This is a genomic window from Pseudomonas sp. GM17, from assembly GCF_000282175.2.
Taxonomy (GTDB): domain Bacteria; phylum Pseudomonadota; class Gammaproteobacteria; order Pseudomonadales; family Pseudomonadaceae; genus Aquipseudomonas; species Aquipseudomonas chlororaphis.
The window spans coordinates 1942794-1969106 of record NZ_CP124732.1; the positions used below are offsets into that span (position 1 = coordinate 1942794).

Genomic DNA, 26313 nt, shown 5'->3' on the forward strand with positions numbered 1-26313 from the left:
AAAGGCTCAGTGGGTGCGGGTCACTTTGCTCAGGTGCCGTGGCTGGTCCGGGTCCATGCCCCGGGCCTCGGCAAGGCTTGCGGCCATGCCGTAGAAACTCTGGATCGCCAGGATCGGATCGAGGGCCGGGTGTTCGGCCCGGCCCAGGGGCAGGTCGCGTTCGACGATGTCGTCCGGCGCCGCCAGCAGCACCCGGGCGCCACGCTGGCGCATGTCGGCGGCAAGGCTGATCAGGCCGGCCTGCTCCGCTCCCCGTGGGGCGAACACCAGCAGCGGGTAGTTGTCGCCGATCAGCGCCATCGGGCCGTGGCGAACTTCCGCGCTGCTGAAGGCTTCGGCCTGGATCGCCGAGGTTTCCTTGAGTTTCAGCGCCGCTTCCTGGGCGATGGCGAAACCGGCGCCACGGCCGATCACCATCAACCGTTGGCTATCGCGCAAGGCCTCGACGGCTGGGCTCCAGTCCTGGGTCGCGGCTTCGCGCAGCCCCTGGGGCAGGGCGAGGCCGGCTTCCAGCAACTGCGCGTCCAGTTTCCAGTGGGCGATCAGGCGGGCGCTGGCGCTGAGGGTGGCGATAAAGCTCTTGGTCGCGGCCACGCTGCGTTCGGCGCCGGCGTGCAGCGGTAGGCAGAATTCGCTGGCGGCTTCCAGCGGGGTGTCCTGGGCGTTGACCATGGCCACGCTCAAGGCCCCGCGTTTGCGCAGCAGGCGCATGCTGTTGACCAGGTCGGGGCTCTGCCCGGACTGGGAAAAGGCGAATGCCGCCTGGCCGCTGACCCGCAGCGGCGCCTGTTGCATGGTCACCACCGACATCGGCAGGGACGCGACCGGGAAACCCAGCTGCTGCATGGTCAGGTAGGCGAAGTAGCTGGCGGCATGGTCGGAGCTGCCGCGGGCGACGGTCATCACCACTTGCGGCGGCTGGCGGTTCAGGCGCCCGGCCACCTCGATCAGTTGCGGGTCCAGGTGCTGCAACTGGCCTTCGACGGCCGCGGCGGCGGACAGCGCCTCTTCAAGCATTTTTGAAGTCAATGTCTTCTCCTTCGACCATCACGGCGGTCAGTGTGAGTGAGCGGTCCAGGCACACGCAGTCGGCCCAGCTGCCGACCTGCAAGCGCCCGCGTTCGGCCAGGCCGAGATAATCGGCGGGAAACTGTGACAAGCGTTGCGAAGCCTCGGCCAGGGGCAGGCCGATCTTCACCAGGTTGCGCAAGGCCTGGTCCATGGTCAGGGTGCTGCCGGCCAGGGTGCCGTCCGGCAGGCGCACGCCACCCAGGCATTTGGTCACGGTGTGGCTGCCGAGCTTGTATTCGCCGTCCGGCATGCCGGCTGCCGCGGTGGAGTCGGTGACGCAGTACAGGCAGGGGATCGAGCGCAAGGCCACGCGCATGGCGCCGGGGTGCACGTGCAGCAGGTCGGGGATCAGTTCCGCGTACTGGGCGTGGGCCAGGGCGGCACCGACTATGCCGGGCTCGCGGTGATGCAGCGGGCTCATGGCGTTGTACAGGTGGGTGAAGCTGGTGGCCCCGGCGTCGAGTGCGGCCACGCCTTCCTCATAGCTGCCCAGGGTGTGGCCGATCTGCATGCGGATGCCGCGGGCGCTGAGAGCGCGGATCAAGGCGTCATGGCCGGCGATTTCCGGGGCGATGGTGATCACCCGGATCGGCGCCAGGCGCAGGTATGCCTCGACTTCGGCCATCAGTGCGGTGTGGGCGAAATTGGGCTGGGCACCGAGCTTGCCCGGGTTGATGTACGGGCCTTCCAGGTGCACACCGAGTACCCGGGCGCTGCCGCTGGGGCGCTGTTTGCAGTATTCGCCCATGGCGCCCAGGACCCGGGTGATTTCCTCGGTCGGCGCGGTCATGGTGGTGGCCAGCAGCGAGGTGGTGCCAAAACGCACGTGGGTGCGGGTGATGGTCTCGAACGCCGGGGCGCCTTCCATGATGTCCTTGCCGCCGCCGCCGTGCACATGCAGGTCGATGAAGCCCGGCAGCAGGTAGGGCAGGTCGTTGTCCGCCGGGTCGCAGGGGCTGCCTTCGATGCCGGTGACCTTGCCGTCCCGGTGGTTCAGGCGGCCGCGAATCCAGCCTTGTGGGGTGAGGATGTTGTGTTCGGACATGGGCAGCTCTCTGGGACGGATTCTTGGCGACTCGGCGGCCAGGCTCAGCGACGCAGCTCGGCGACAAAGTCGTAATAGTCGTTGCGGCAATAGGTGTCGGTGACTTCGATCGGGGTGTTGTCCTCGAGGTAGCCGACACGGGTCATCAGCAGCATCGCGGTGCCGGGGGCGATGCCCACCAGGGCGGCGAACTCGGCGCTGGCGTTGATCGCCTGGATGTGCTGCAGGGCACGGACCACCGGGCGGCCGATGCCATCGAGGTAGGCGTAGAGCGAGTCGCCCACGGCATCCGGCTGGGTAATGATCGTGGCCGGCAGGGTGCTCATTTCGATCGCCATCACCGTGTCGTCGGCTTTGCGCAGGCGCTTGAGGCGCGCCACCTTGTCGTTCGGCGACAGGCCGAGGCGGATCAGTTCTTCGTGGGTCGGCGTGGTGATTTCCCGCTCCAGCCATTGGGAGCCGGGCACGAAGCCCTTGAGGCGGAGCATTTCGCTGAAGCCCGACAGCCGCGACAGCGGTTGTTCCAGGCGCGGGGTAATGAAGGTGCCGGAGCCCTGGCTGCGGCGGATCAGGCCTTGTTCGAACAGCACTTCCAGGGCCTTGCGCGCGGTGACGCGGGAGATATTGAGCATCTCGCTCAGGTTGCGTTCCGAGGGCAAGGCCTGTTCGGCTTTCCACTGTCCGGCATGGATCGCGGCTTCAAGGTTGCGCGCCAGTTGCAGGTACAGCGGGGTCGGCTGGGTATCGTCAGGGCGCAGGGCCAGGATGTGGTTCATCTGTCGAGGTTCCGATGCGTTATTGATTTGTTGTCGCCCGGTAATACGGCAAAAACTAATACCACTTAAATACCATGTCAACGCCAGTGCTGTGGCGATGGCGCACGACAACAGGCGCTTTATGGGCGTTGGCGGGGATGGTTTGGGGAAGTGGTATTAGGGCGGTCTGGCCACGAATGCGAAAATCGCAGGGGCGGCGGTTTTTCGAACGGGAATTGGTATTCACCTTTCGAAGCCGGCGCAGCCTGCGATTTTTTTTGTAACGGAGGTGTTTTAGAGGCGTTTCAGCGAGGAATCAGGGGCGGATTTCGATCATCGTGCCGTCCGGGACCAGGCCCCAGACTTCGCGCATGTCGACGTTGCGCATGGCGATGCAGCCGTCGGTCCAGTCCAGGGTATGGAAGTACTGCTCCGGGTAGTCTTCGCTGTCCGGAGTGCCGTGGATCATGATCATGCCGCCGGGCTCCACGCCCTCGCGACGCGAGCGGGCGGAATCGCTGATGTTCGGGTAGGAGATATGCATGGCCAGGTTGAAGCGGTCGCTGGTCTTGCGCCAGTCCAGCCAGTAGAAGCCTTCCGGAGTGCGCTTGTCGCCTTCCATGAGCTTCGGCCCCTTGGGTCGTTTACCCAGGGAAATGCGGTAGGTCTTGATGGGTTTGCCGTCGTTGATCAGTTGCAACTGATGGGCCGACTTGAGGACCAGGACTTTTTCGATGACCTTGCCGTTCAGGGTATCCGTCGCGGAGGCGTGGGAGACCGCGATAACCGAGTAGCAGAAAAGAGCGAGCAACCAGCGCATGAAACGATATCCCTAAGAGTACACAGGTGCCGCGTACGTTTTGTTGTTTAAGTGAGGGCAGGCTGAGCCAGGGGCGGAATGGACTCGGAACGCACGGGGTAGTCCTCGTTCCGCCGGTCAGCGAAGAAACATTCTAAGGTACGCCCGACCGTGCGAAAAGCCAGCTCGGACCAGGGAATGTCGGCTTCTTCGAAAAGCCGAACTTCCAGGCTCTCTGCGCCAGCGGCGAAATCCAGGTCCGCCAGCTCGGCGCGGAAGAAGACATGCACCTGGCTGATGTGCGGGACGTCGATCAGGGTATAGATGCTCAGGTTGCGGACCCGGGCGCAGGCCTCCTCGAACGTCTCGCGAATCGCCGCCTGTTCGACGGTCTCGCCGTTCTCCATGAAACCGGCCGGCAGCGTCCAGTAGCCACGACGCGGCTCGATCGCGCGTCGGCACAGCAGCACCTGGGTACCCCAGGTAGGCAGGCAGCCGGCGACTATGTTCGGGTTCTGGTAATGGATGGTCTGGCAGTTGTCGCAGACAAAACGCAGGCGTGAATCGCCTTCGGGAATGCGCTGGGTGACCGGGTGACCGCACTGGCTGCAGAATTTCATGCTGGGTATCCGAAAAGGCTGCGCCTATCTTGGCGTGCACGGGGCTTTGTCGGCAAGTTGTCGTTACGCGACATGGCGTGGATCGGGGCTTGGGCGGTCGGTTTGTTTGGTGCATGATGCAAGGTAGTCGACAGATCGAGAAGACTCATGCTGGACGAGCTACTGCACCGGGTAAGCAACCATACGCCGCGACCGCTGGAGACGGATCGACGTTTCCCCGAGGCCGCCGTGCTGGTCCCCATTACCCGCAGTGACGAGCCTGAGCTGGTGCTGACCCTGCGCGCCAAAGGATTGTCCACCCACGGCGGCGAAGTGGCGTTCCCCGGCGGCCGCCGCGACCCGGAAGACCCCGACCTGGTCTTTACCGCCCTGCGCGAAGCCGAAGAGGAAATCGGCCTGCCCCCGGGGCTGGTGGAAGTGATCGGCCCCCTGAGCCCGCTGATTTCCCTGCACGGGATCAAGGTCACGCCCTATGTCGGGGTGATTCCCGATTACGTCGAATACCTGGCCAATGACGCCGAGATCGCCGCGGTGTTCAGCGTGCCGCTGGAGTTTTTCCGCCAGGACCCGCGCGAGCACACCCACCGCATCGATTATCAGGGCCGCAGCTGGTACGTGCCGAGCTACCGCTTCGGCGAGTACAAGATCTGGGGCCTGACGGCGATCATGATCGTCGAGCTGATCAACCTGCTGTATGACGCCCAGATCAGCCTGCACCAGCCGCCCAAAAGCTTTATCAATATTTGAAGCCATCGCTCGTATGGCCTGAACCCCACTGTGTATATGAACCTGCCTGGCCTTGAGGACAACAATATGAAATACCGCCTGGGCGACGCCCGTGTCGAAACCCACCCGCAAAGCTGGGTCGCACCCAATGCCACGCTGGTGGGCAAGGTCAAGCTGGAGGAGGGGGCCAACGTCTGGTTCAATGCGGTGCTGCGTGGCGACAACGAGCTGATCCTGATCGGCAGGAACAGCAACGTGCAGGATGGCACGGTGATGCATACCGACATGGGCTTTCCGCTGACCATCGGCACCGGCGTGACCATTGGCCACAACGCCATGCTGCATGGCTGCACCGTCGGCGACTACAGCCTGATCGGCATCAATGCGGTGATTCTCAACGGCGCGAAGATCGGCAAGAACTGCATCATCGGCGCCAACTCGCTGATCGGCGAAGGCAAGGAGATCCCCGACGGTTCGCTGGTGATGGGCTCGCCGGGCAAGGTGGTCCGTGAACTGACCGAGCAGCAGAAGAAGATGCTCGAAGCCAGCGCCGCGCACTATGTGCATAATTCCCAGCGTTACGCCCGCGATCTGGCCGAGCAAGAACAATGACCGAACCCGAAAAACCCGTCCGTTCGCCCTGCGTGAGCATTTGCGCGCTGGACGATGACGATATCTGCACCGGTTGCCAGCGCACGGTGAGCGAGATCACCCGTTGGAGCCGCATGGACAACGCCGAGCGCCGTGAGGTGCTGGCGCTGTGTCATGAGCGCGCCAAGTCCAGCGGGGTGCTGTGGATGATCGGCACCCAGTCCGGCTAGACGGCTATCTCGGGCCAGCCCCCGTCTGGCCCATCCCATCCGCCTGAAGTACCCTGTGCGCCTTACTGACAGGTACTTTTCGCCCCATGCTCTTCCTGATCGCCTATATCGGCAGTGTCGTACTGATCAACTACGCTTTTTCTACCGCTCCGCACCTGGACATCATCTGGTCGGCCTGGGGCGGGCTGGTGTTCGTCCTGCGGGACATGGTGCAAACCCGCTTCGGTCATGGCGCGCTCGTCGCCATGCTGGTGGCGCTGGTACTGTCCTACGTGACCTCCGAGCCGGCCATTGCCCTGGCCAGCGCCACGGCGTTCGCGGTCTCCGAGTGCATCGACTGGCTGGTGTTCAGTATCACCAAGCGCCCACTGCACGACCGCCTGTGGATAAGTTCGGCGTTGAGCATTCCCCTGGACACCTTTATCTTTTTCGGCCTGATCGATGCGTTGACCCCGGGCGTGATCCTCACCGCGCTGGGGTCGAAGTTCGCCGGCGTGACCGTGGTCTGGCTGGCCATGGCCTGGCGTTTGCGCAAGGCGGCGTGCGCCAGCTGAGGCCAAAGCGCGCGGTTCATGTAAAATGCCGCGCTTTCTTCCCCATGGGCCGCCCGCCTGGTGCGCGACCCTCGATGATCCGCTCCTTTTTGAGGACTTTCAGATGACCCGTATCGGAACTCCATTGTCGCCAACCGCGACCCGCGTTTTGCTGTGTGGCTGTGGTGAGTTGGGCAAGGAAGTGGTGATCGAGCTGCAACGCCTGGGCGTTGAGGTGATTGCCGTGGATCGCTACGCCAATGCGCCGGCGATGCAGGTCGCCCATCGCAGCCATGTGATCAACATGCTCGACGGTGCCGCGCTGCGTGCAGTGATCGAGGCGGAGAAGCCGCACTTCATCGTGCCGGAGATCGAAGCCATCGCCACCGCCACCCTGGTGGAGCTGGAGTCCGAAGGGTTCACCGTGATCCCGACCGCCCGGGCCGCCCAGTTGACCATGAACCGTGAAGGCATCCGTCGCCTGGCCGCCGAAGAACTGGACCTGCCGACCTCGCCTTACCACTTCGCCGACACCTTCGAAGACTACCGCAAGGCGGTGGACGACCTGGGCTTCCCTTGCGTGGTCAAGCCGGTGATGAGTTCCTCGGGCAAGGGCCAGAGCCTGCTGCGCAGCGTCGACGACGTGCAGAAAGCCTGGGACTACGCCCAGGAAGGCGGGCGTGCCGGCAAGGGCCGGGTGATCATCGAAGGTTTCATCGATTTCGATTACGAAATCACTCTGCTGACCGTGCGCCACGTTGGCGGCACCACCTTCTGCGCGCCGGTCGGCCACCGTCAGGAGAAGGGCGATTATCAGGAGTCCTGGCAGCCTCAGGCCATGAGCCCGAAAGCCCTGGCCGAGTCCGAGCGCGTGGCCAAGGCCGTGACCGAGGCCCTGGGTGGCCGTGGCCTGTTCGGCGTCGAGCTGTTCATCAAGGGCGACCAGGTCTGGTTCAGCGAAGTGTCGCCGCGTCCCCATGACACCGGCCTGGTGACCCTGATTTCCCAGGACCTGTCGCAGTTCGCCCTGCATGCGCGGGCGATTCTCGGCCTGCCGATCCCGTTGATCCGTCAGTTCGGCCCGTCGGCTTCGGCGGTGATCCTGGTGGAAGGCCAGTCGACCCAGACCGCTTTCGCCAACCTGGGCGCGGCCCTGAGCGAGCCGGATACGGCCCTGCGCCTGTTCGGCAAGCCCGAAGTCAACGGCCAGCGCCGCATGGGCGTGGCCCTGGCGCGCGACGAGTCGATCGAGGCCGCGCGGGCCAAGGCGACCCGCGCTTCCCAGGCGGTCGTTGTAGAGCTGTAAAAGCATCGCGGGCAAGCCTCGCTCCTACCTACAGAAGATCGCGCTCTTCTGTAGGTAGGAGCGAGGCTTGCCCGCGATAACAATCTCTCAGCCGACCTAGTTCAGGTCGTTATTGCGCGTTTCCTTCAGGCACAGCACAGCGATCAGGCTGAGCACCGCTGCCGCCGACACATAGCCGCCAACCCAGCTCAATCCCCCCATTGCTACCAGCTTCTGGGCGAAGAACGGTGCCGCCGAGGCGCCGACAATGCCGCCCAGGTTATAGGCCGCCGATGCGCCGGTATAACGCACGTGGGTCGGGAATAGCTCGGGTAGCAGGGCGCCCATCGGGGCGAAGGTCACGCCCATCAGGAACAGCTCGATGCACAGGAACAGTGCCACGCCCCAGGTCGAGCCCTGGGTCAGCAGCGGTTCCATGGTGAAGCCGGAGAGAATCGCCAGCAGGCCGCCGATGATCAGCACCGGCTTGCGTCCATAGCGGTCGCTGGCCCAGGCCGACAGCGGCGTGGCCGCGGCCATGAACAGCACCGCGAAGCACAGCAGGCCGAGGAAGGTTTCGCGGCTGTAGCCGAGGGTCGCGACGCCGTAGCTCAACGAGAACACCGTCGAGATGTAAAACAGCGCATAGCACACCACCATTGCCGCGGCGCCCAGCAGCACTGGCAGCCAGTACTGGCTGAACAGCTCGACCAGCGGCATCTTGACCCGTTCCTGGCGGGCGATGGCGTTGGCGAAGACCGGGGTTTCATGCAGTTTCAGGCGCACATACAGGCCGACCAGCACCAGCGCGGCGCTGAGCAGGAACGGAATCCGCCAGCCCCAGGAGCGGAACTGTTCGTCGCTCAGGCTCATGGCCAGGGTCAGGAACAGACCGTTGGCCGCGAGAAAACCGATTGATGGTCCCAACTGCGGGAACATGCCGAACCAGGCGCGTTTGCCTTTGGGCGCATTTTCCGTGGCGAGCAGCGCTGCGCCGCCCCATTCGCCGCCCAGCCCCAGGCCCTGGCCGAAGCGCAGCAGGCACAGCAGGATCGGGGCCCAGGCGCCAATGCTGTCATAGCCGGGCAGCACGCCGATCAGCGTGGTGCACACACCCATCAGCAGCAGCGATGCCACCAGGGTCGACTTACGGCCGATCCGGTCGCCGAAGTGGCCGAACAGCGCCGAGCCCAGGGGGCGGGCGAGAAAAGCGATGCCGAAGGTCAGGAAGGCCGAGAGCATCTGGGCGGTGCCGGACGTCTGCGGAAAGAATACCGGGCCGATCACCAGCGCGGCGGCAGTGGCGTACACGTAGAAGTCGTAGAACTCGATGGCGGTGCCGATAAAGCTGGCGGTGGCCACGCGGCTGGCGGAGTTGGTCGGCTGGGCAGGCACGGAGGCGCTGTAAGTGGTGCTGGTCGTCATGCGGTTATCCCTGACAGTCATGTGCTCCATGGGAGCGAATTATTATGGTCGAACACCCAGGGATGTGGGTTTGGCGCGGGCGCGGCTCGGGGTGGGAGCGAAGCCTGCCAGAAGCGGGCGGAGCAGGGCAGAAGCCGCTGGGTGCGGGTAGCACGCGGGTGCTGCGGGGCTTGGGTAAGCGGATCGATTATAGGAAGGCCCCTAACGATCAAACAAGCGCGACTTGCCGTAGCCCTGTAGCCGCTGGCGCAGCCTGCGTTCGACGGCGTAGCCGGCGTAAGCGGTGCATCAGGCGGAATATGGATACAGGGTTTGCAACCGCGTTGCGGTCGATCGCAGCCTCGCGGGCTCGGCAGCGGCTACAGGGTCACGATTACAGGGCGGGCGCGGTGAGCGGCTTGGTGTGCCAGATCAGCACGCGACTGACCCGGTTGTCCTCGGTTTCGAGGATTTCCAGGCGGTAGCGGCCGATCTTCAGGCAAACGGCGCTGTCGGGGATAGTCTCCAGCGCTTCGGTGACCAGGCCGTTGAGGGTTTTCGGGCCGTCGCAGGGCAGGTGCCAGCCCAGGCTCTTGTTCAGCTCGCGAATCGAGGCCGCGCCTTCGATCACGAAACGTCCGTCGGCCTGGGGATGGATATGCGGGTTGTCGAGGCTGTGCTCGCTTTCGAATTCGCCGACGATTTCTTCGAGGATGTCTTCCAGGGTGACGATGCCCAGCACTTCGCCGTACTCGTCCACCACCATGCCCAGGCGGCGCTGCTGCTTGTGGAAGTTCAGCAGTTGCAACTGCAGCGGGGTGCTTTCCGGCACGAAGTAAGGTTCGTGGCAGGCCGCCAGCAGCGCCTCCTGGGTCAGGCTGGCATCCGGCAGCAGGTGACGGATCTGGCGGGTGTTGAGGACCGCCTCGACCTGGTTGATATCGCTGTGGAACACCGGCAGGCGGGTGCGCTTGGACAGGCGCAGCTGTTCGATGATGTCGGCGATGGGGTCGTCGAGGTTGATCCCGTCGATCTCGCTGCGCGGCACCAGAATGTCATTGACGGTGATGTTGTCCAAGGCATGGATGCCCGACACCGGATGCGGCCGGCCGTTGGCATGTTCTTCGGCGTCGTCCGGGTCGACAGCCTGCTCGTCTTCGCTCTGCTTGACGGCGCCGGCCTTGCGGGTGAAGGGGCGCAGCAACAGCTGGCTGATGCTGTGGAGCAGCCAGGCCGCCGGGTAGATGATCTTCAGCGGCACGCCCAGCAGGGTATTGCCCAGGCTGAGGATCGCATCCGGATAACGGGTGGCCAGGGTGCGCGGGAGGTAGTCGGCGAGTACCAGCAGCACGCTAGTGGCGATCAGGCAGGCCAGCCAGGGGCCGTTTTCCGCCCACTGCAGGAGCGCCAGCAAGGTACTGATGATGACCGCCAGCACCCGGCACAGGGTGTTGCAGAGAATCAGGCTGTCGCGCGGGAAGCTCAGGCGCGCCAGCGGTTTGTCGCCGGAGCGCGAAGCGGTGCGCAGGGTCAGCAGGTGTTGCTGGGCTGCTTCGATGGCGGTGAACAGCCCCGACCACAGCACCAGCAAGGCCAGGACCACGAGCATTGGCTCTATGGGCAGGTTGTCCATTATCGCCGCTCGTCAGATATGCAGGATGTATTCACGGACCAGCTTGCTGCCGAAGTACGCCAGCATCAGCAGGCAGAAGCCGGCCAGGGTCCAGCGAATCGCCTTGTGTCCGCGCCAGCCGAGGCGGTTGCGGCCCCACAGCAGCACGCTGAACACCACCCAGGCCAGGCAGGCCAGCAGGGTCTTGTGCACCAGGTGCTGGGCGAACAGGTTCTCGACGAACAGCCAGCCGGAGATCAGCGACAGCGAAAGCAGGGTCCAGCCGGCCCAGAGGAAGCCGAACAGCAGGCTTTCCATGGTCTGCAGCGGCGGAAAGTTCTTGATCAGCCCGGACGGGTGCTTGTGCTTGAGTTGGTGGTCCTGCACCAGCAGCAACAGGGCCTGGAACACGGCGATGGTGAACATGCCGTAGGCGAGGATCGACAGCAGGATATGGGCGAGGATGCCTGGCTCTTCGTCGATCACCGGCACCGTGCCGGTGGGCACGAACTGCGCCAGCAGCACGGTCAGCGCCCCCAGCGGAAACAGCAGGACCAGCAGGTTCTCCACCGGAATGCGCGAGCAGGCCAGCAGGGTCAGGGCAATCACCGCGGCGGCGATCAGGCTGGCGGCGCTGAAGAAGTCCAGGCCCAGGCCCACGGGCGTCATCAGGTGGGTCAGGAGGCTGGCGCTGTGGGCGAGCAGGGCAAGGATGCCGAGCGAGACCAGCAGGCGCTTGTTCGTCTTGGCGGCTTGAGCCAGACGAGTGCCTTGATAGAGGGTCGCAGCGGCATAGAGGCAGGCGGCGGCGAGGGTGGTTAGCAAGCTGGGTGACAAGGGGAGCATAAATCCTGTTAGGCAAGCCCGAAAGTCGTTGAGTTTGGCATAGAACCGCCATCACACGAAAGACCGTGCAACCAGACGGCGGCTGTGCGTCGCACGCAGTCTTCGCTATAATCCGCGACCTGCCCACGGAGCACCTCTTTATATAGGGGCCCCGAGCCGCCATTACCTCGGTCTACTTAGGGCCTGAAAGGATCGCGCATGTTTGAAAACCTAACCGACCGTCTCTCGCAGACGCTGCGCCATGTCACCGGCAAGGCCAAGCTGACCGAGGACAACATTAAAGACACCCTGCGCGAAGTGCGCATGGCGTTGCTCGAAGCCGACGTCGCCCTGCCGGTGGTCAAGGACTTCGTCAACTCGGTGAAGGAACGTGCGGTCGGCACTGAAGTGTCGCGCAGCCTGACCCCGGGCCAGGCATTCGTGAAGATCGTCCAGGCCGAACTCGAAAGCCTGATGGGCGCGGCCAACGAAGATTTGAACCTGAGCGCCGTGCCGCCTGCCGTCGTGCTGATGGCCGGTTTGCAGGGCGCCGGTAAGACCACCACCGCCGGCAAGCTCGCGCGCTTCCTTAAAGAGCGCAAGAAGAAGAGCGTGATGGTGGTATCCGCCGACGTTTACCGTCCGGCGGCGATCAAGCAGCTCGAAACCCTGGCCAACGACATTGGCGTGACCTTCTTCCCGTCCGACCTGAGCCAGAAGCCGGTCGCGATTGCCGAAGCGGCTATTAAAGAAGCCAAGCTCAAGTTCATTGACGTGGTCATCGTCGACACCGCCGGTCGTCTGCACATCGACGCCGACATGATGGACGAGATCCAGGCGTTGCACGCGGCGGTCAAGCCGGTGGAAACCCTGTTCGTGGTCGACGCCATGACCGGCCAGGACGCTGCCAACACGGCCAAGGCCTTTGGCGACGCACTGCCGCTGACCGGCGTGATCCTGACCAAGGTCGACGGCGATGCCCGTGGCGGTGCCGCGCTGTCGGTGCGTGCGATCACCGGCAAGCCGATCAAGTTCATCGGTATGGGCGAGAAGAGCGAAGCGCTCGAACCGTTCCACCCTGAGCGTATCGCTTCGCGCATCCTCGGCATGGGCGACGTGCTCAGCCTGATCGAGCAGGCCGAACAGACCCTCGACAAGGAAAAAGCCGACAAGCTGGCGAAAAAGCTGAAAAAAGGCAAAGGCTTCGACCTCGAAGACTTCCGCGACCAGCTGCAACAGATGAAGAACATGGGCGGCCTCGGTGGCCTGATGGACAAGTTGCCGAATATCGGTGGCGTGAACCTGGCGCAAATGGGCAATGCCCAGGGCGCGGCCGAGAAGCAGTTCAAGCAGATGGAAGCCATCATCAACTCCATGACCCCGGCCGAGCGCCGCGACCCCGAGCTGATCAGCGGTTCGCGCAAGCGTCGGATCGCCATGGGCTCCGGCACCCAGGTGCAGGACATCGGTCGCTTGATCAAGCAGCACAAGCAGATGCAGAAGATGATGAAGAAATTCTCCGCCAAGGGCGGAATGGCGAAAATGATGCGCGGCATGGGCGGAATGTTGCCCGGCGGCGGCATGCCGAAGATCTGAAGAATCCGCGCCGGCAGCCATGCCGGCGTTTCCCGCGGGGACGCGGGACCTCCAGCAAACCCGCGTTTGGCGGGAGCTGACTCGCCGTTGTTGCCAACGGCCCTATAGCAAATCTGGATGGCAGCCGGTAGGCGCCGGAAAAAGTCATTTGCAAAAGTCCGGATATTCCTTAGAATATGCGGCCTTTCGGGCACCCATGCCCGCTGTGCATTTAGATTTGCAGCACCGACTACAGGAACGATGTTCACATGCTAACAATCCGTCTTGCCCTTGGCGGCTCCAAAAAGCGCCCGTTTTACCACTTGACCGTGACCGACAGCCGCAACCCACGCGACGGTTCGCACAAAGAACAAGTTGGCTTCTTCAACCCGATCGCTCGTGGTCAAGAAGTCCGCCTGTCCGTGAACCAAGAGCGCGTAGCCTACTGGCTGAGCGTTGGTGCACAACCGTCTGAGCGCGTTGCTCAGCTGTTGAAGGAATCGGCTAAGGCTGCAGCCTGAACCCTATGAACGCGACGCCTGCTCCTGCTGATGATTTGATCGTTATCGGCAAAATCTACTCTGTTCACGGCGTTCGCGGCGAAGTGAAGGTTTATTCCTTTACCGATCCGATTAAAAACCTGTTGGATTACAAAACCTGGACGCTCAAGCGCGAAGGTAGCGTGAAACAGGTTGAGCTGGTCAGCGGACGCGGGAATGAAAAATTCCTGGTCGCAAAGCTCAAGGGTCTCGATGATCGTGAAGAAGCGCGTCTTCTGGCCGGTTATGAGATCTGCGTGCCGCGCAACCTGTTCCCTGAACTGACCGACGGCGAGTACTACTGGTACCAGCTGCAAGGTCTCAAGGTCATCGACACTCACGGACAACTGTTCGGGAAGATCGATCACCTGCTGGAGACCGGCTCGAACGATGTAATGGTGGTCAAGCCTTGCGCTGGCAGCCTGGATGATCGCGAACGCCTGTTGCCCTATACCGAGCAATGCGTGTTGGCCGTCGACCTGGCAGCGGGCGAGATGAAGGTGGATTGGGACGCGGACTTCTGAACGTGGCTAGCCTGCGCGTAGAAGTGATCAGTTTGTTTCCCGAGATGTTTTCCGCCATCAGCGACTACGGCATAACCAGCCGCGCGGTGAAACAGGGGCTCTTGCAGCTGACCTGTTGGAATCCGCGAGACTACACCACGGATCGACATCACACTGTGGACGATCGCCCATTTGGCGGTGGCCCGGGCATGGTGATGAAGATCAAGCCCCTGGAAGATGCTCTGGTTCAGGCCAGGCAGGCAGCCGGGGAGGGCGCGAAGGTGATTTACCTGTCGCCCCAAGGCCGCAAACTGACTCAGTCGGCGGTACGCGAGTTGGCGAATGAGGACGCATTGATCCTGATTGCCGGTCGTTATGAAGGCATTGACGAGCGTTTTATTGAAGCTCATGTCGATGAAGAGTGGTCGATTGGCGACTATGTACTCTCCGGTGGCGAGCTGCCGGCGATGGTCCTGATTGATGCGGTTACGCGACTGCTGCCCGGAGCTTTAGGGCATGCGGATTCCGCGGAGGAGGATTCCTTCACGGATGGTCTGCTGGATTGCCCGCACTACACCCGACCGGAGGTGTATGCGGATCAGCGTGTTCCCGACGTGTTGCTAAGTGGCAACCACGCACACATCCGGCGTTGGCGTTTACAGCAGTCCCTTGGTCGGACCTATGAACGACGCGCCGATCTTCTGGAAAGCCGCTCGCTTTCTGGAGAAGAGAAGAAGCTGCTCGAGGAATACATCCGCGAGCGGGACGATAGTTAACAACGTATCGATGGTAGATCCGACGATTTACCTTAGGAGCACAGCATGACCAACAAAATCATCCTTGCACTCGAAGCAGAGCAGATGACCAAAGAGATCCCAGCCTTTGCCCCGGGCGACACCATTGTCGTTCAGGTGAAAGTGAAGGAAGGCGATCGTTCCCGTCTGCAAGCGTTCGAAGGCGTTGTAATCGCCAAGCGTAACCGCGGCGTGAACAGTGCATTCACCGTTCGTAAAATCTCCAACGGTGTTGGCGTAGAGCGTACTTTCCAGACCTACAGCCCGCAAATCGACAGCATGGCTGTCAAGCGTCGCGGTGACGTACGTAAAGCCAAGCTGTACTACCTGCGCGACCTGTCGGGTAAAGCAGCTCGCATCAAGGAAAAACTGGTTTAAGTCCAGCTTCCGATGCAGAAAAAAGCAGCCTACGGGCTGCTTTTTTGTTGCCCGTCATTTATCCCCGAATTGTGTTTCAGGCAGTAGAACCATGAGCCCCCGCGAGCAAGAAATCCAACGCCGGACCGAGCTGTCGGTGACCCGCGTGACCAAGGCGGTATTCCCGTCGACCACCAACCACCACAACACCCTGTTCGGCGGCACGGCGCTGGCCTGGATGGACGAAGTGTCGTTCATCGCCGCGACCCGTTTCTGCCGGTTGCCGCTGGTCACCGTGTCCACCGACCGTATCGACTTCAATCACCCGATTGCCGCCGGCTCTATCGTCGAGCTGGTGGGACGGGTGGTGAAGGTCGGCAATACCAGCCTCAAGGTCGAGGTTGAAGTGTTCGTCGAGAGCATGAGCTGCGATGGGCGAGAGAAGGCCATCCATGGCCTGTTCAGCTTTGTCGCCATCGATGACGACAAGCGCCCGGTACCGGTGTTGCCGGGGTTTGTCGACTGATCGCGAGCAAGCCTCGCTCTTGTGGGATTTCACCGTTCTGTAGGAGCGAGGCTTGCCCGCGATGGGCTATCAGGCCGCCGTATCCTTCTGAATCAACGCCACCAGGGTCCAGCCCGCGGAGGGCTTGAGGGCGCTGCCTGGCGTCAGCACATGCACCCAGCCGCTGTTGTCGCGAGCGAACAGCAGGGTCGCCCGCTCACCATGCAGCGCCTGGTAATCCTCCCAGCCAAAACCTTCGGTCAGGTTGGTGCTGTACAGCTCCGCACCCTGTCCCAGCAGGCTGGCCAGTTTGCTGTAGGACAGCGTCTCGTTACCCAGTAGGTGCCCGCGATGTTCATGGCTGGCCCGGTGCTTGTCGGTGCGCCGGCTTTCCTGGCTGTTGGCCAGGCCGAACAGGCGCTGATGGCCGAAGTCGTGGCGAAAACGCATGGAGGCCAGGGTGTTCAATTCGCCGGAGGGCGACAGCGCCAGCAGATGGCCAAGCCCCACCAGGTCCAGATGGGCATCGGCGTGTTGCGATGCCGGGTTGCCGAAGTAGGTCGGCAGGCCGTCCATGCGCGCGGCCCGGATGTTCTCCCAGCTCGAATCGGTCAGCAGCACGCGGCTGCCCAATTGTTGCAGGGCCTTGCCGATGGTTCGTGCCGGAGCGTTCGCCCCGACGATCAGGAAACCGCTCGGCGCTGGTTCCGCGACCTTCAATAGGCGGGCCAGCGGCCGCGCGGTGGCGCTCTGCAGCACCACGGTGCCGATGATCACGGCAAAGGTCAGCGGCACGAGCAGCAGCGCCCCTTCGTGACCGGCCTGGTCCAGGCGAATGGCGAAGATCGCCGAGACCGCCGCGGCAACGATGCCTCGGGGCGCGATCCAGGCCAGCAGGGCCCGCTCGCGCCAGCTCAGGTTCGAACCAGCGGTGGACAGCAGCACGTTCAAGGGCCGGGCGATGAACTGGATCACCAGCAGCAGAATCAACACCAGCGGCCCCAGGGCGATCAGGGCGTTGAGGTCCAGGCGCGCCGCCAGCAGGATGAACAGCCCGGAAATCAGCAGCACGCTGAGGTTTTCCTTGAAGTGCAGGATGTGCCGGACGTCGACGTCCTTCATGTTGGCCATCCACATGCCCATCAGGGTCACGGCCAGCAGGCCGGACTCATGCATCACCTGGTTGGCGCCGATGAAGATGCCCAGCACCGCCGCCAGCGTGGCCAGGTTGTGCAGGTATTCCGGCAGCCACTGGCGGCGCATGATGCTGCCCAGCACCCAGCCGCCGACGATGCCGAACAGGCTGCCGCAGAGGATCACCCCGCCGAAGGTCATCAGGCTGTGCTGCAGGCCCTGGCCCTCGGCGCTGGCGATGATGAAGCTGTAGACCACCACCGCCAGCAGGGCACCGATCGGGTCGATGACGATGCCTTCCCAGCGCAGGATGTTGGCGATCGACGCCTTGGGCCGCACCACCCGCAGCATGGGCACGATCACGGTGGGCCCGGTGACCAGGGTCAGGGTGCCGAACAGCAGCGCCAGCAACCAGTCGAAGCCCAGCAGCCAGTGCGTGGCCAGGGTGATCACCGCCCAGGTCGAAAGGGCGCCGATGGTCACCAGCCGGTGCACCACCTTGCCGATCTCGCGCCACTCCGACAGGTGCAGGGTCAGGCTGCCTTCAAACAGGATCAAGGCCACCGCCAGCGACACCAGTGGCATCAGCAGCGGTCCGAACAGTTCCTGCGGGTCGAGCCAACCGAGGACCGGGCCGGCGAGAATGCCGCTCAACAGCAGGAACAGAATGGCCGGCAGTTTCAGGCGCCAGGCCAGCCATTGGCAGCCCACTGCCGCCACGCCTATGCCGCCAAAGGCCAACAGAATCTGTTGTTCGTTCATTGAAGCTCCCTGTTCCTTGAAATAGCGGGCTATGAAAGACTAGCGACCCTCTGCACAGTTCACTATTTATTTGCGCCCGGTCTCAAGGCCGCGCCTTTCGAGTATTTATGCCTGCCATCGACCATCCCCTGATAGACCGTTTCCTCGATGCGCTATGGCTGGAAAAGGGTCTTTCGGACAACACCCGCGAGGCTTATCGCAGTGATCTGGCGTTGTTCAACGGCTGGCTACAGGAAAAGGGGCTGGAGCTAGTAAATGCCGGCCGCGAGCTGATTCTCGACCACCTCGCCTGGCGGGTGGAGCAGGCCTACAAGCCACGCTCGACCGCGCGTTTTCTCTCCGGGGTGCGCGGCTTCTATCGTTACCTGCTGCGGGAAAAGCTGATTGCCGTGGATCCCACGCTGCAAGTTGACATGCCGCAGTTGGGGCGGCCGTTGCCCAAGTCTTTGTCGGAGGCCGATGTCGAGGCCCTGCTGGCCGCTCCCGACCTCAGCGAGGCCATCGGCCAGCGCGATCGCGCCATGCTTGAAGTCCTGTATGCCTGCGGCCTGCGGGTCACCGAGCTGATCAGCCTGACCCTGGAGCAGGTCAACCTGCGCCAGGGCGTGTTGCGGGTGATGGGCAAGGGCAGCAAGGAGCGCCTGGTGCCGATGGGCGAGGAAGCGATTGTCTGGGTCGAGCGCTACATGCGCGATGCCCGTGGCGAGCTGCTCGGCGGGCGGCCCAGCGATGTGCTGTTCCCCAGCCAGCGCGGCGAGCAGATGACCCGGCAGACTTTCTGGCACCGGATCAAGCATCAGGCCAAGGTCGCCGGGATCGGCAAGTCGCTGTCGCCGCATACCTTGCGACATGCCTTCGCCACCCATCTGCTCAACCATGGCGCCGATCTGCGGGTGGTGCAGATGCTGCTTGGCCACAGCGACCTGTCGACCACCCAGATCTACACCCATGTCGCCCGGGCCCGTTTGCAGGAGCTGCATGCCAAGCACCATCCCCGCGGTTGAGTGAGGTGTCGGTCGCCGCGAACACCGGCTGCGGCGACCCGGGAGCGGTTCTGCGCTGATCGGCAAATGACCGGCTTGGCTCAGCGGGAGCCCGCCAGGCGGGCCTTATGTGGTAGGCTTTGCCGGTTTACAAAGTGGGCCGTTATGACCCGGTGTTCCAGTACGGGCGTTCTGACCGTCCCATTTGTCCGCCTTCAGGAGTTCCCAATGCGCGTGACCCAGATAATCGCCGCCGCAGCCATTGCGTTGGCCAGTACCTTTGTTATGGCCGATGACGCCGCCGAAAAAGCGATTCGTAAAAGCCTCCAGGGCCTGCAGCTCGAAGTCCCGGTAGAAAGCATCAGCGCCAGCCCGCTGCCCGGTGTCTATGAAGTCAAGCTCAAGGGCAGCCGCGTGCTGTACGCCAGCGCCGACGGCCAGTTCGTGATGCAGGGCTACCTGTTCCAGCTCAAGGACGGCAAGCCGGTCAACCTGACCGAAAAGACCGAGCGCCTGGGCGTGGCCAAGCTGATCAACGCCATTCCGGTCGCTGAAACCGTGGTCTACCCGGCCATCGGCGAAACCAAGACCCACATCACCGTCTTCACCGACACCACCTGCCCGTACTGCCACAAGCTGCACGCCGAAGTGCCTGAGCTGAACAAGATGGGCGTGGAAGTGCGTTATGTCGCCTTCCCGCGCCAGGGCCTGGGTTCGCCGGGCGACGAGCAGTTGCAGGCGGTCTGGTGCTCGGCCGACAAGAAAGCGGCCATGGACAAGATGGTCGATGGCAAGGAAATCAAGGCCGCCAAGTGCGCCAACCCGGTTTCCAAGCAATTCGCCCTGGGCCAGTCGATCGGGGTGAACGGCACGCCGGCCATCGTTTTGGCCGACGGCCAAGTGATTCCGGGCTACCAGCCTGCGCCACAAGTCGCCAAACTGGCGCTGGGCGCGAAATAATCCTGCGTCGTCGAGCCTTTGACGATCATGACGCGGCGGTTGTGGCCGACGCGTCATTAATAGAGAGCCGTGTGGTTTGCGGCTGTTTTCCACGGCCGACCTAGTGTCGGCCGTTTCATGGGGAGTTCAGAGTGAATCCGGTCAAAGTGGGCATCTGTGGGCTGGGTACCGTCGGTGGCGGTACCTTCAATGTACTTCAGCGTAACGCCGAGGAAATTGCTCGTCGTGCCGGGCGTGGAATCGAAGTGGCACAAATTGCCATGCGCACGCCAAAGCCTCAGTTCCAAACGACCGGTATTGCGATTACCAACGATGTGTTCGAAGTGGCCACGAACCCTGAGATCGACATCGTCATAGAGCTGATGGGCGGCTATACCGTTGCCCGCGAGCTGGTACTCAAGGCCATCGAGCATGGTAAACATGTGGTCACCGCCAACAAGGCGCTTATCGCCGTACACGGTAACGAAATTTTCGCCAAGGCCCGTGAGAAGGGTGTGATCGTAGCGTTCGAGGCCGCCGTGGCGGGTGGTATTCCAGTCATCAAGGCGATCCGCGAAGGCCTGTCGGCCAACCGTATCAACTGGGTGGCCGGGATCATCAACGGCACTGGCAACTTCATCCTCACCGAAATGCGCGAGAAGGGTCGCACCTTCGAAGACGTGCTGGTCGAGGCCCAGGCCCTGGGTTATGCCGAAGCCGACCCGACCTTCGACGTCGAAGGCATCGACGCCGCGCACAAGCTGACCATCCTGGCGTCCATCGCCTTTGGTATCCCGCTGCAGTTCGACAAGGCCTATACCGAAGGCATCACCAAGCTGACCACCGCCGATGTGAACTACGCCGAGGCCCTGGGCTATCGCATCAAGCACCTGGGCGTGGCCCGCCGCACCGATGCCGGCATCGAGCTGCGCGTGCACCCGACGCTGATCCCGGCCGATCGCCTGATCGCCAACGTCAATGGCGTGTTCAACGCGGTGATGGTCAACGGCGACGCCGTCGGCTCCACCCTGTACTACGGCGCCGGCGCCGGTATGGAGCCGACCGCTTCGTCGGTGATCGCCGACCTGGTGGACGTGGTTCGCGCGATGACCAGCGACCCGGAAAACCGTGTGCCGCACCTGGCCTTCCAGCCGGACTCGCTGTCGGCGCACCCGATCCTGCCGATCGAGGCCTGCGAAAGTGCCTACTATCTGCGGATCCAGGCCAAGGATCACCCAGGCGTACTGGCCCAGGTGGCGAGCATCCTGTCCGAGCGCGGCATCAACATCGAGTCGATCATGCAGAAAGAGGTCGAAGAACACGACGGCCTGGTGCCGATGATCCTGCTGACCCACCGTGTGGTGGAGCAGCGCATCAACGATGCGATCACCGCGCTGGAAGCCCTGCAGGGCGTGGTCGGTCCGGTCGTACGGATCCGCGTCGAGCACCTGAACTAATCCGCTTCGTTGCGGGAGCCCCGGCGGCTCCCGCTTGAGAACTCTTTTTAGAGGAGCCAGTCATGCGTTATATCAGCACCCGCGGCCAGGCACCGGCCCTGAATTTCGAAGACGTCCTGCTGGCCGGCCTGGCGAGCGATGGCGGCCTGTACGTACCGGAAAACCTGCCACGTTTCACCCAGGAGGAAATCGCTTCCTGGGCCGGCCTGCCGTATCACGAGCTGGCGTTCCGGGTGATGCGCCCGTTCGTCACCGGCAGCATCCCGGATGCCGACTTCAAGAAAATCCTCGAAGAAACCTACGGTGCGTTTTCCCATAACGCCATCGCCCCACTGCGCCAGCTCAACGGCAACGAGTGGGTTCTGGAGCTGTTCCACGGCCCGACCCTGGCGTTCAAGGACTTCGCCCTGCAGCTGCTGGGTCGCCTGCTGGACTACGTGCTGGAGAAGCGCGGCGAGCGCGTGGTGATCATCGGCGCCACTTCCGGCGATACCGGTTCGGCCGCCATCGAAGGCTGCAAGCGTTGCGACAACGTCGATATCTTCATCCTGCACCCGCACAACCGTGTGTCCGAAGTGCAGCGCCGGCAGATGACCACCATTTTCGGTGAGAACATCCACAACATCGCCATCGAAGGCAACTTCGATGACTGCCAGGAAATGGTCAAGGCCAGCTTCGCCGACCAGGGCTTCCTCAAGGGCACCCGCCTGGTGGCGGTGAACTCGATCAACTGGGCGCGGATCATGGCCCAGATCGTCTACTACTTCCACGCGGCCCTGCAGCTGGGCGGCCCGGCGCGTTCGGTGGCGTTCTCGGTGCCGACCGGCAACTTCGGCGATATCTTCGCCGGTTACCTGGCCCGCAACATGGGCCTGCCGATCAACCAGTTGATCGTCGCCACCAACCGCAACGACATCCTGCACCGCTTCATGAGCGGCAATCAGTACGTCAAGGAAACCCTGCACGCCACCCTGTCGCCGTCGATGGACATCATGGTCTCGTCGAACTTCGAGCGCCTGCTGTTCGACCTGCACGGTCGCAACGGTGCCGCGCTGGCCGGGCTGATGGACTCCTTCAAGCAGGGTGGCGGTTTCAGCGTCGAGCAGGAGCGCTGGACCGAAGCGCGCAAGCTGTTCGACTCCCTGGCCGTGGACGACGCCCAGACCTGCGAGACCATCGCCGAAGTCTTCGCCCAGACTGGCGAAGTGCTCGACCCGCACACCGCGATCGGCGTCAAGGCCGCCGTGAGTGCCGTCGCAGCCTGGACATCCCGATGGTGGTGCTGGGCACCGCGCACCCGGTGAAATTCCCGGAAGCGGTGGAAAAGGCCGGGATCGGCAAGGCCCTGGAATTGCCAGCGCACCTGTCCGATCTGTTCGAGCGCGAAGAGCGTTGCACCGTCCTGGCCAACGACCTGAAGGCCGTCCAGGCCTTCGTCAGCCAGCACGGCAATCGCGGCAAACCGCTCTGATCGACTGACATCGATCGTCAACAAGGCCCGTCTCTGACGGGCTTTGTCTTTTTATACAGGTTGTTTATCGCGGCGCGTCTTCCAAGGACAGAACTTAAGGCCAGAGCTCAAGGACAGAGCATCTAGAATAGGGCGGCGACGCGTCGAGGATCACCCACAGGATGCTTATGTTGCTGCGCCCGGTTTTGTGCACATTGATGGTTTTGGCGACGCTGGCCCTGGCCCCGTGCCTGATGGCGGCGCAGAACCTGCCCTTCAAGCTGGTGCCGGCCTTCGTCGAACTGGAGCCGCTCACCCTGGCCCCGGTCGAACGGCAATGGCTGGCGGGCCGTGGCACCTTGAAGGTGGGCATTTCGATCGATGACTACCAGCCGATCGACATCACGCGCGACCGCAATCGTTACCAGGGCATCAGCGCCGACTATCTGAGCCTGGTCGGCGAACGCCTGGGCATGCCCATGGAGGTGTTAGGGTTCTCCGAGCGCGAGCAAGCGGTCGAGGCGCTGCGCAATGGCACGATCGACATCCTCACCAGCGCCAACGGTTACGAGCGCGGGGTCGCCGGGCTGCACTTTTCCAGCGACTACATGCCCGACCGGGCGGTGGTGGTCGTACGCCGGGACGAGGCCCAGATCCCCGAGGACCTGGCCGGCAAGAAAGTGGTGCTGCTGGAAGGCTATGCGGACGCGAAGGTCGCCCACGCGGCTTATCCCCACAGCCAGATCATTCTCTCGCCCAATCTGTACAGCGGCCTGGAAGCGCTGAATCAGGGGGATGTCGATGCCTTTATCGGCAATGAAGTGATCGTCCGTGCCTATAAGGCGCTGCGTCCTTACCTGGGGTTGCAGGTCCGCACCGGCAGCCGGCTGCCGCCGATCGGCTTTGCCTTCGCCACGCGCCAGAGCGACCCGTTGTTGAGCCGCCTGATCGAGCGAGCGCTGGAGAGCATCGACGATTCCACGGACCGGGAAATCCTGGCCCGCTGGACCACTGGGCTGGGCGCCAGCACCGGCGACGAGCGGATCAAGTTGAGCAAGGCGGAGCGTGCCTGGCTGCTCGAACATCAGCATGTGGTGGTGGCTTCCCAGCAGTACCCACCCTATGTGTTCAAGGACAAGGACGGCCAGTGGACCGGGCTGAACATCGACCTGCTCAACCGCATCTCGAGAATGACCGGCCTGCAGTTCATCCAGGAGGAAAGCTTTTCCACGACCCATACCCTGGACCTGCTGCTCAAGGGCCGGGCCCAGATGAACACCACCTTGTCGGCCAATGACGAGCGCTGCGGCTTCCTCGACTTCACCCATCCCTTTGGCGGTTCGGCCTGGGTGTTCGTGGTCCGCGCCGAGGACATCCAGCTCAACACCTTCAGCCAGTTGGCGGGCCGGGTGCTGGCGCTGCCGGCCAAGCATGCGCTGGAAAGCTACGTCCGGCAGAACTACCCGAAAGTCCGCCTGCGTTCGGTCGCTACCTACCAGGAGGCGCGGGCCCTGGTGGCCAATGGCGAGGCCGACGCGACCATCCAGAATGAAGTCGAGGTGCAGGGGTATCCGGCGAACGGGCTGCGCATCGGCCGCAGCGTCGAAGGCAAGTGGTCGGCCGACGAGTTGTCGGTGCGCCGGGACCAGCCCGAGCTGCTGAGCATTCTGAACAAGGCCCTGGAAGCCTTCCCGGTGGCCGAGCTCAGCGCCATCCGCCTGAAATGGCTCGGGGTGACCCCGGTGCCGGTGCCCATGTGGCAGCGGGTGCCGGTGTGGATCTACTGGGTCACCTTCACCGCCATCCTGTTCGGCCTGCTGTCCCTGGCCTGGAACACCCGGCTCAAGGGCAGATCCGCCAGCGCCTGCAAGCCGAGCAACGCCTCAACGACCAGGTGGCGTTCAAGCGCGCCTTGCTCGACGGTATTCCCAACCCGATCTTCGTCCGCGACCTGGCCGGGCGCCTGATCACCTGCAACAAAAGCTACGAAACCCAGACCGGCATGCGCCTGGAACAGATCAAGGGGCTGTGCCTGACCGAGCTGGATGTGTTGCCCGAGGCCACGGCCCGGCAGTTGCACCGCGAGTTCCTGGAGCAGCTGAAGTCCCAGGAGTCGGTGTTCGTCGACCGTCAGATCGAGTCCAGAAGGGGCCCGGTGCATGTCTATCAATGGACGGTGCCGTTCTACAGCGCCCAGGGTGAATTGCAGGGGTTGCTGGGGGGCTGGATCGATATCACCGAGCGCAAACGCCTGGAGGAAGAGCTGCTGCAAGCGCGTCGCGCGGCGGATCAGGCGAACTACGCCAAGAGCGCCTTTCTCTCGACCATGAGCCACGAGATACGCACGCCGATGAACGCGATCATCGGTTTGCTGGAACTGGAAAAGGAACAGGCGCGCCTGCGCGGCATGCCGTTTTCCGATGCGCTGCGCGTGGCCTACCAATCGGCACAGGAGCTGGTCGGCCTGATGGGCGACAACCTCGATCTGGCCAAGATCGAGGCCGGGCACATGCAGCTGGCGCCGCAGACCGTGGCCCTGCGAGGCTTCTTCGAAGACATACAGCAATTGTTCGAGGTCACCGCGCGCAACAAGGGGCTGCACCTGACGCTGGCCTTCGACAAGGCGGCGGACGGCTTCTACTGGCTCGACCCGCTGCGCCTGCGCCAGGTGCTGCACAACCTGCTGAGCAATGCCCTGAAGTTCACCCAGGCCGGTGAGGTGCGGGTGTCCGTGGAGCGCCAGGCCGATGAACATGGCGCCGACCGTTTGTGCATCAGCGTGGCCGACACTGGGTCGGGCATCAGCCCCGAGAAGCAGGCGAGCCTGTTCGATCCGTTCATCCAGGCCCATCTGCAGACGACGCCGGAGCAGGGCGGCACCGGCCTGGGCCTGAGTATCTGCAAGCAATTGGTGGAGCTGATGGGCGGGCGCATTCTGCTGCAAAGCCAACCTGGCGCGGGAACCACCGTGACCCTTGAGCTTTACCCGGAACAGGTGGTCGAGGATTTCAGCCAGTCGCCCCAGGTGACCCGCGAGCGCCCGCAGAGCCGTCGCATGTCGGTGCTGGTGGTCGACGACGTACGCGCCAATCGCATGGTGCTCAGCCAGCAACTGATGTTCCTCGGGCACAAGGTGGTGGCGCTCGACAGCGCCGAGGCGGCGCTGGCGCGCTGGCAGGGCGAGGCGTTCGACCTGGTGATGACCGACTGCCACATGCCGGGCATGAGCGGTTATCAGCTGAGCGAAGCGATACGGCAGATCGAGGCCCGGGAAGGGCGTGACGCCTGCCCGCTGATCGGTTGCACGGCCAATGCCTTCGAGGATGAGCAGCAGCGCTGCGAGCAGGCCGGCATGGATGAACTGCTGGTCAAGCCGGTGACCCTGGACCGGCTGGCGCAGATGCTTGCGCGCTTCTTGCCGCCGCCGTCCTTCGACATCCAGACCCTGCGCACCATGACCCAGGCCGACGAGCCGATCCTGCAACGCATGCTGCGCGAGCTGTGGAGCAACCTGGGGCAGGAGCAGGCGGCCCTGGAATCGGCGGTGCTGGAGCAGGACTGGGCGCGTATCGGCGCGTCCACGCACCGCCTCAAAGGGGTGTGCTGCCTGATCGATGCGCTGCCGCTGGCCCAGGTCTGCATCGACCTGGAGGCCGTTGCCCGGGCCCGCTCGACGGCGGTGCTGGCGGAGCACTGGCTGCGCCTGAAGGAGGCCATCGGTTGCTTGCGCAGCGATATCGAGCCGCATCTGGGTAGCGATTAAGACTTGTCTTATGGGGCGGCCTGCCCGCTGCGATTAACGTACCGGCCCGCTGCGGA

General features: G+C 63.3%; 23 protein-coding genes and 2 pseudogenes. 16 read left to right on the forward strand and 9 right to left on the reverse strand.

Translation table 11 applies throughout. The features are described from left to right. Nucleotides 1-6: 6 nt before the first annotated feature. The 5 genes from PMI20_RS08650 to PMI20_RS08670 form a co-directional block, all read right to left on the reverse strand. Nucleotides 7-1029, reverse strand: a complete 1023-nt coding sequence (locus tag PMI20_RS08650) for an SIS domain-containing protein (protein WP_007927725.1) — start codon at nucleotides 1027-1029, stop codon at nucleotides 7-9. Further along, the gene (gene nagA / locus PMI20_RS08655; protein WP_007927723.1) at nucleotides 1010-2116 is read right to left on the reverse strand and encodes an N-acetylglucosamine-6-phosphate deacetylase; all 1107 of its coding nucleotides are present in this window, start codon (nucleotides 2114-2116) and stop codon (nucleotides 1010-1012) included. Before nagA ends, PMI20_RS08650 begins: the two co-directional genes overlap by 20 nt. A 44-nt stretch (nucleotides 2117-2160) precedes the next feature. Next, a complete protein-coding gene (locus PMI20_RS08660; RefSeq protein ID WP_007927721.1) occupies nucleotides 2161-2892 on the reverse strand; it encodes a GntR family transcriptional regulator in 732 nt (243 codons plus the stop codon). 295 nt (nucleotides 2893-3187) lie between these two features. Beyond that, nucleotides 3188-3691, reverse strand: a complete 504-nt coding sequence (locus tag PMI20_RS08665) for a L,D-transpeptidase family protein (RefSeq protein ID WP_007927719.1) — start codon at nucleotides 3689-3691, stop codon at nucleotides 3188-3190. 47 nt (nucleotides 3692-3738) lie between these two features. After that, nucleotides 3739-4290: an NUDIX hydrolase gene (locus tag PMI20_RS08670; protein ID WP_007927716.1), complete on the reverse strand. Its 552-nt coding sequence runs from the start codon at nucleotides 4288-4290 to the stop codon at nucleotides 3739-3741. A 147-nt stretch (nucleotides 4291-4437) separates the two neighbouring features. Between PMI20_RS08670 and PMI20_RS08675 the strand changes: the two genes are divergently transcribed. The 5 genes from PMI20_RS08675 to purT all read left to right on the forward strand — a co-directional run bounded on the left by PMI20_RS08675 (nucleotide 4438) and on the right by purT (nucleotide 7676). Continuing rightward, the gene (locus PMI20_RS08675) at nucleotides 4438-5037 is read left to right on the forward strand and encodes a CoA pyrophosphatase (protein WP_007927715.1); all 600 of its coding nucleotides are present in this window, start codon (nucleotides 4438-4440) and stop codon (nucleotides 5035-5037) included. A gap of 66 nt (nucleotides 5038-5103) precedes the next feature. Next, on the forward strand, nucleotides 5104-5628 hold the full coding sequence (locus PMI20_RS08680) for a gamma carbonic anhydrase family protein (protein WP_007927713.1): 525 nt from the start codon (nucleotides 5104-5106) through the stop codon (nucleotides 5626-5628). Next, nucleotides 5625-5837 carry a DUF1289 domain-containing protein gene (locus PMI20_RS08685; protein WP_007927703.1) on the forward strand — a complete coding sequence of 71 codons (213 nt, stop codon included), beginning with the start codon at nucleotides 5625-5627 and terminating at the stop codon, nucleotides 5835-5837. The genes PMI20_RS08680 and PMI20_RS08685 overlap by 4 nt, the downstream gene beginning before the upstream one ends. 86 nt (nucleotides 5838-5923) lie before the next feature. Beyond that, the gene (locus tag PMI20_RS08690; protein ID WP_007927702.1) at nucleotides 5924-6391 is read left to right on the forward strand and encodes a VUT family protein; all 468 of its coding nucleotides are present in this window, start codon (nucleotides 5924-5926) and stop codon (nucleotides 6389-6391) included. Nucleotides 6392-6494: 103 nt separating this feature from the next. Further along, complete coding sequence (gene purT, locus PMI20_RS08695; RefSeq protein ID WP_007927694.1) at nucleotides 6495-7676, forward strand: formate-dependent phosphoribosylglycinamide formyltransferase; 1182 nt, start codon at nucleotides 6495-6497, stop codon at nucleotides 7674-7676. Between the two features lie 96 nt (nucleotides 7677-7772). On the opposite strand, the gene PMI20_RS08700 is transcribed toward purT, so the two are convergent. The 3 genes from PMI20_RS08700 to PMI20_RS08710 all read right to left on the reverse strand — a co-directional run bounded on the left by PMI20_RS08700 (nucleotide 7773) and on the right by PMI20_RS08710 (nucleotide 11517). Next, complete coding sequence (locus PMI20_RS08700) at nucleotides 7773-9080, reverse strand: MFS transporter (RefSeq protein ID WP_037035074.1); 1308 nt, start codon at nucleotides 9078-9080, stop codon at nucleotides 7773-7775. Nucleotides 9081-9453: 373 nt separating this feature from the next. Then, nucleotides 9454-10692 carry a transporter associated domain-containing protein gene (locus PMI20_RS08705; protein ID WP_007927684.1) on the reverse strand — a complete coding sequence of 413 codons (1239 nt, stop codon included), beginning with the start codon at nucleotides 10690-10692 and terminating at the stop codon, nucleotides 9454-9456. 12 nt (nucleotides 10693-10704) lie between these two features. Then, nucleotides 10705-11517 (reverse strand): cytochrome C assembly family protein, encoded by an 813-nt coding sequence (locus PMI20_RS08710; protein ID WP_007927682.1) that lies wholly within the window; start codon nucleotides 11515-11517, stop codon nucleotides 10705-10707. Nucleotides 11518-11715: 198 nt separating this feature from the next. On the opposite strand from PMI20_RS08710, the gene ffh reads away from it, so the two are divergent. The 6 genes from ffh to PMI20_RS08740 all read left to right on the forward strand — a co-directional run bounded on the left by ffh (nucleotide 11716) and on the right by PMI20_RS08740 (nucleotide 15790). Then, the gene (gene ffh / locus PMI20_RS08715) at nucleotides 11716-13092 is read left to right on the forward strand and encodes a signal recognition particle protein (RefSeq protein ID WP_007927681.1); all 1377 of its coding nucleotides are present in this window, start codon (nucleotides 11716-11718) and stop codon (nucleotides 13090-13092) included. 248 nt (nucleotides 13093-13340) lie between these two features. Next, nucleotides 13341-13592: a 30S ribosomal protein S16 gene (gene rpsP, locus PMI20_RS08720; protein ID WP_007927680.1), complete on the forward strand. Its 252-nt coding sequence runs from the start codon at nucleotides 13341-13343 to the stop codon at nucleotides 13590-13592. A 5-nt stretch (nucleotides 13593-13597) separates the two neighbouring features. Continuing rightward, nucleotides 13598-14134, forward strand: a complete 537-nt coding sequence (rimM, locus tag PMI20_RS08725) for a ribosome maturation factor RimM (RefSeq protein ID WP_007927679.1) — start codon at nucleotides 13598-13600, stop codon at nucleotides 14132-14134. A 2-nt stretch (nucleotides 14135-14136) separates the two neighbouring features. After that, the gene (trmD, locus tag PMI20_RS08730; protein ID WP_007927678.1) at nucleotides 14137-14889 is read left to right on the forward strand and encodes a tRNA (guanosine(37)-N1)-methyltransferase TrmD; all 753 of its coding nucleotides are present in this window, start codon (nucleotides 14137-14139) and stop codon (nucleotides 14887-14889) included. A 45-nt stretch (nucleotides 14890-14934) separates the two neighbouring features. After that, a complete protein-coding gene (gene rplS / locus PMI20_RS08735) occupies nucleotides 14935-15285 on the forward strand; it encodes a 50S ribosomal protein L19 (RefSeq protein ID WP_007927677.1) in 351 nt (116 codons plus the stop codon). Nucleotides 15286-15376: 91 nt separating this feature from the next. After that, on the forward strand, nucleotides 15377-15790 hold the full coding sequence (locus tag PMI20_RS08740) for an acyl-CoA thioesterase (protein WP_007927676.1): 414 nt from the start codon (nucleotides 15377-15379) through the stop codon (nucleotides 15788-15790). A 69-nt stretch (nucleotides 15791-15859) separates the two neighbouring features. Here the strand turns inward: PMI20_RS08740 and PMI20_RS08745 are convergent, their stop codons facing one another. Further along, nucleotides 15860-17665 (reverse strand): cation:proton antiporter, encoded by a 1806-nt coding sequence (locus PMI20_RS08745; protein ID WP_007927675.1) that lies wholly within the window; start codon nucleotides 17663-17665, stop codon nucleotides 15860-15862. 107 nt (nucleotides 17666-17772) lie between these two features. On the opposite strand from PMI20_RS08745, the gene xerD reads away from it, so the two are divergent. The 5 genes and pseudogenes from xerD to PMI20_RS08770 all read left to right on the forward strand — a co-directional run bounded on the left by xerD (nucleotide 17773) and on the right by PMI20_RS08770 (nucleotide 26257). Next, nucleotides 17773-18669, forward strand: a complete 897-nt coding sequence (xerD, locus tag PMI20_RS08750; RefSeq protein WP_007927674.1) for a site-specific tyrosine recombinase XerD — start codon at nucleotides 17773-17775, stop codon at nucleotides 18667-18669. Between the two features lie 207 nt (nucleotides 18670-18876). After that, nucleotides 18877-19608, forward strand: a complete 732-nt coding sequence (locus tag PMI20_RS08755; protein ID WP_007927673.1) for a thioredoxin fold domain-containing protein — start codon at nucleotides 18877-18879, stop codon at nucleotides 19606-19608. 131 nt (nucleotides 19609-19739) lie between these two features. After that, entirely contained in the window at nucleotides 19740-21044 is a 1305-nt protein-coding gene (locus PMI20_RS08760; RefSeq protein ID WP_007927672.1) for a homoserine dehydrogenase, read from the forward strand. A gap of 62 nt (nucleotides 21045-21106) precedes the next feature. Then, a pseudogene (thrC, locus tag PMI20_RS08765) lies at nucleotides 21107-22515 on the forward strand (threonine synthase). A 167-nt stretch (nucleotides 22516-22682) separates the two neighbouring features. After that, a pseudogene (locus PMI20_RS08770) lies at nucleotides 22683-26257 on the forward strand (ATP-binding protein). The last annotated feature ends 56 nt before the right edge of the window (nucleotides 26258-26313 follow it).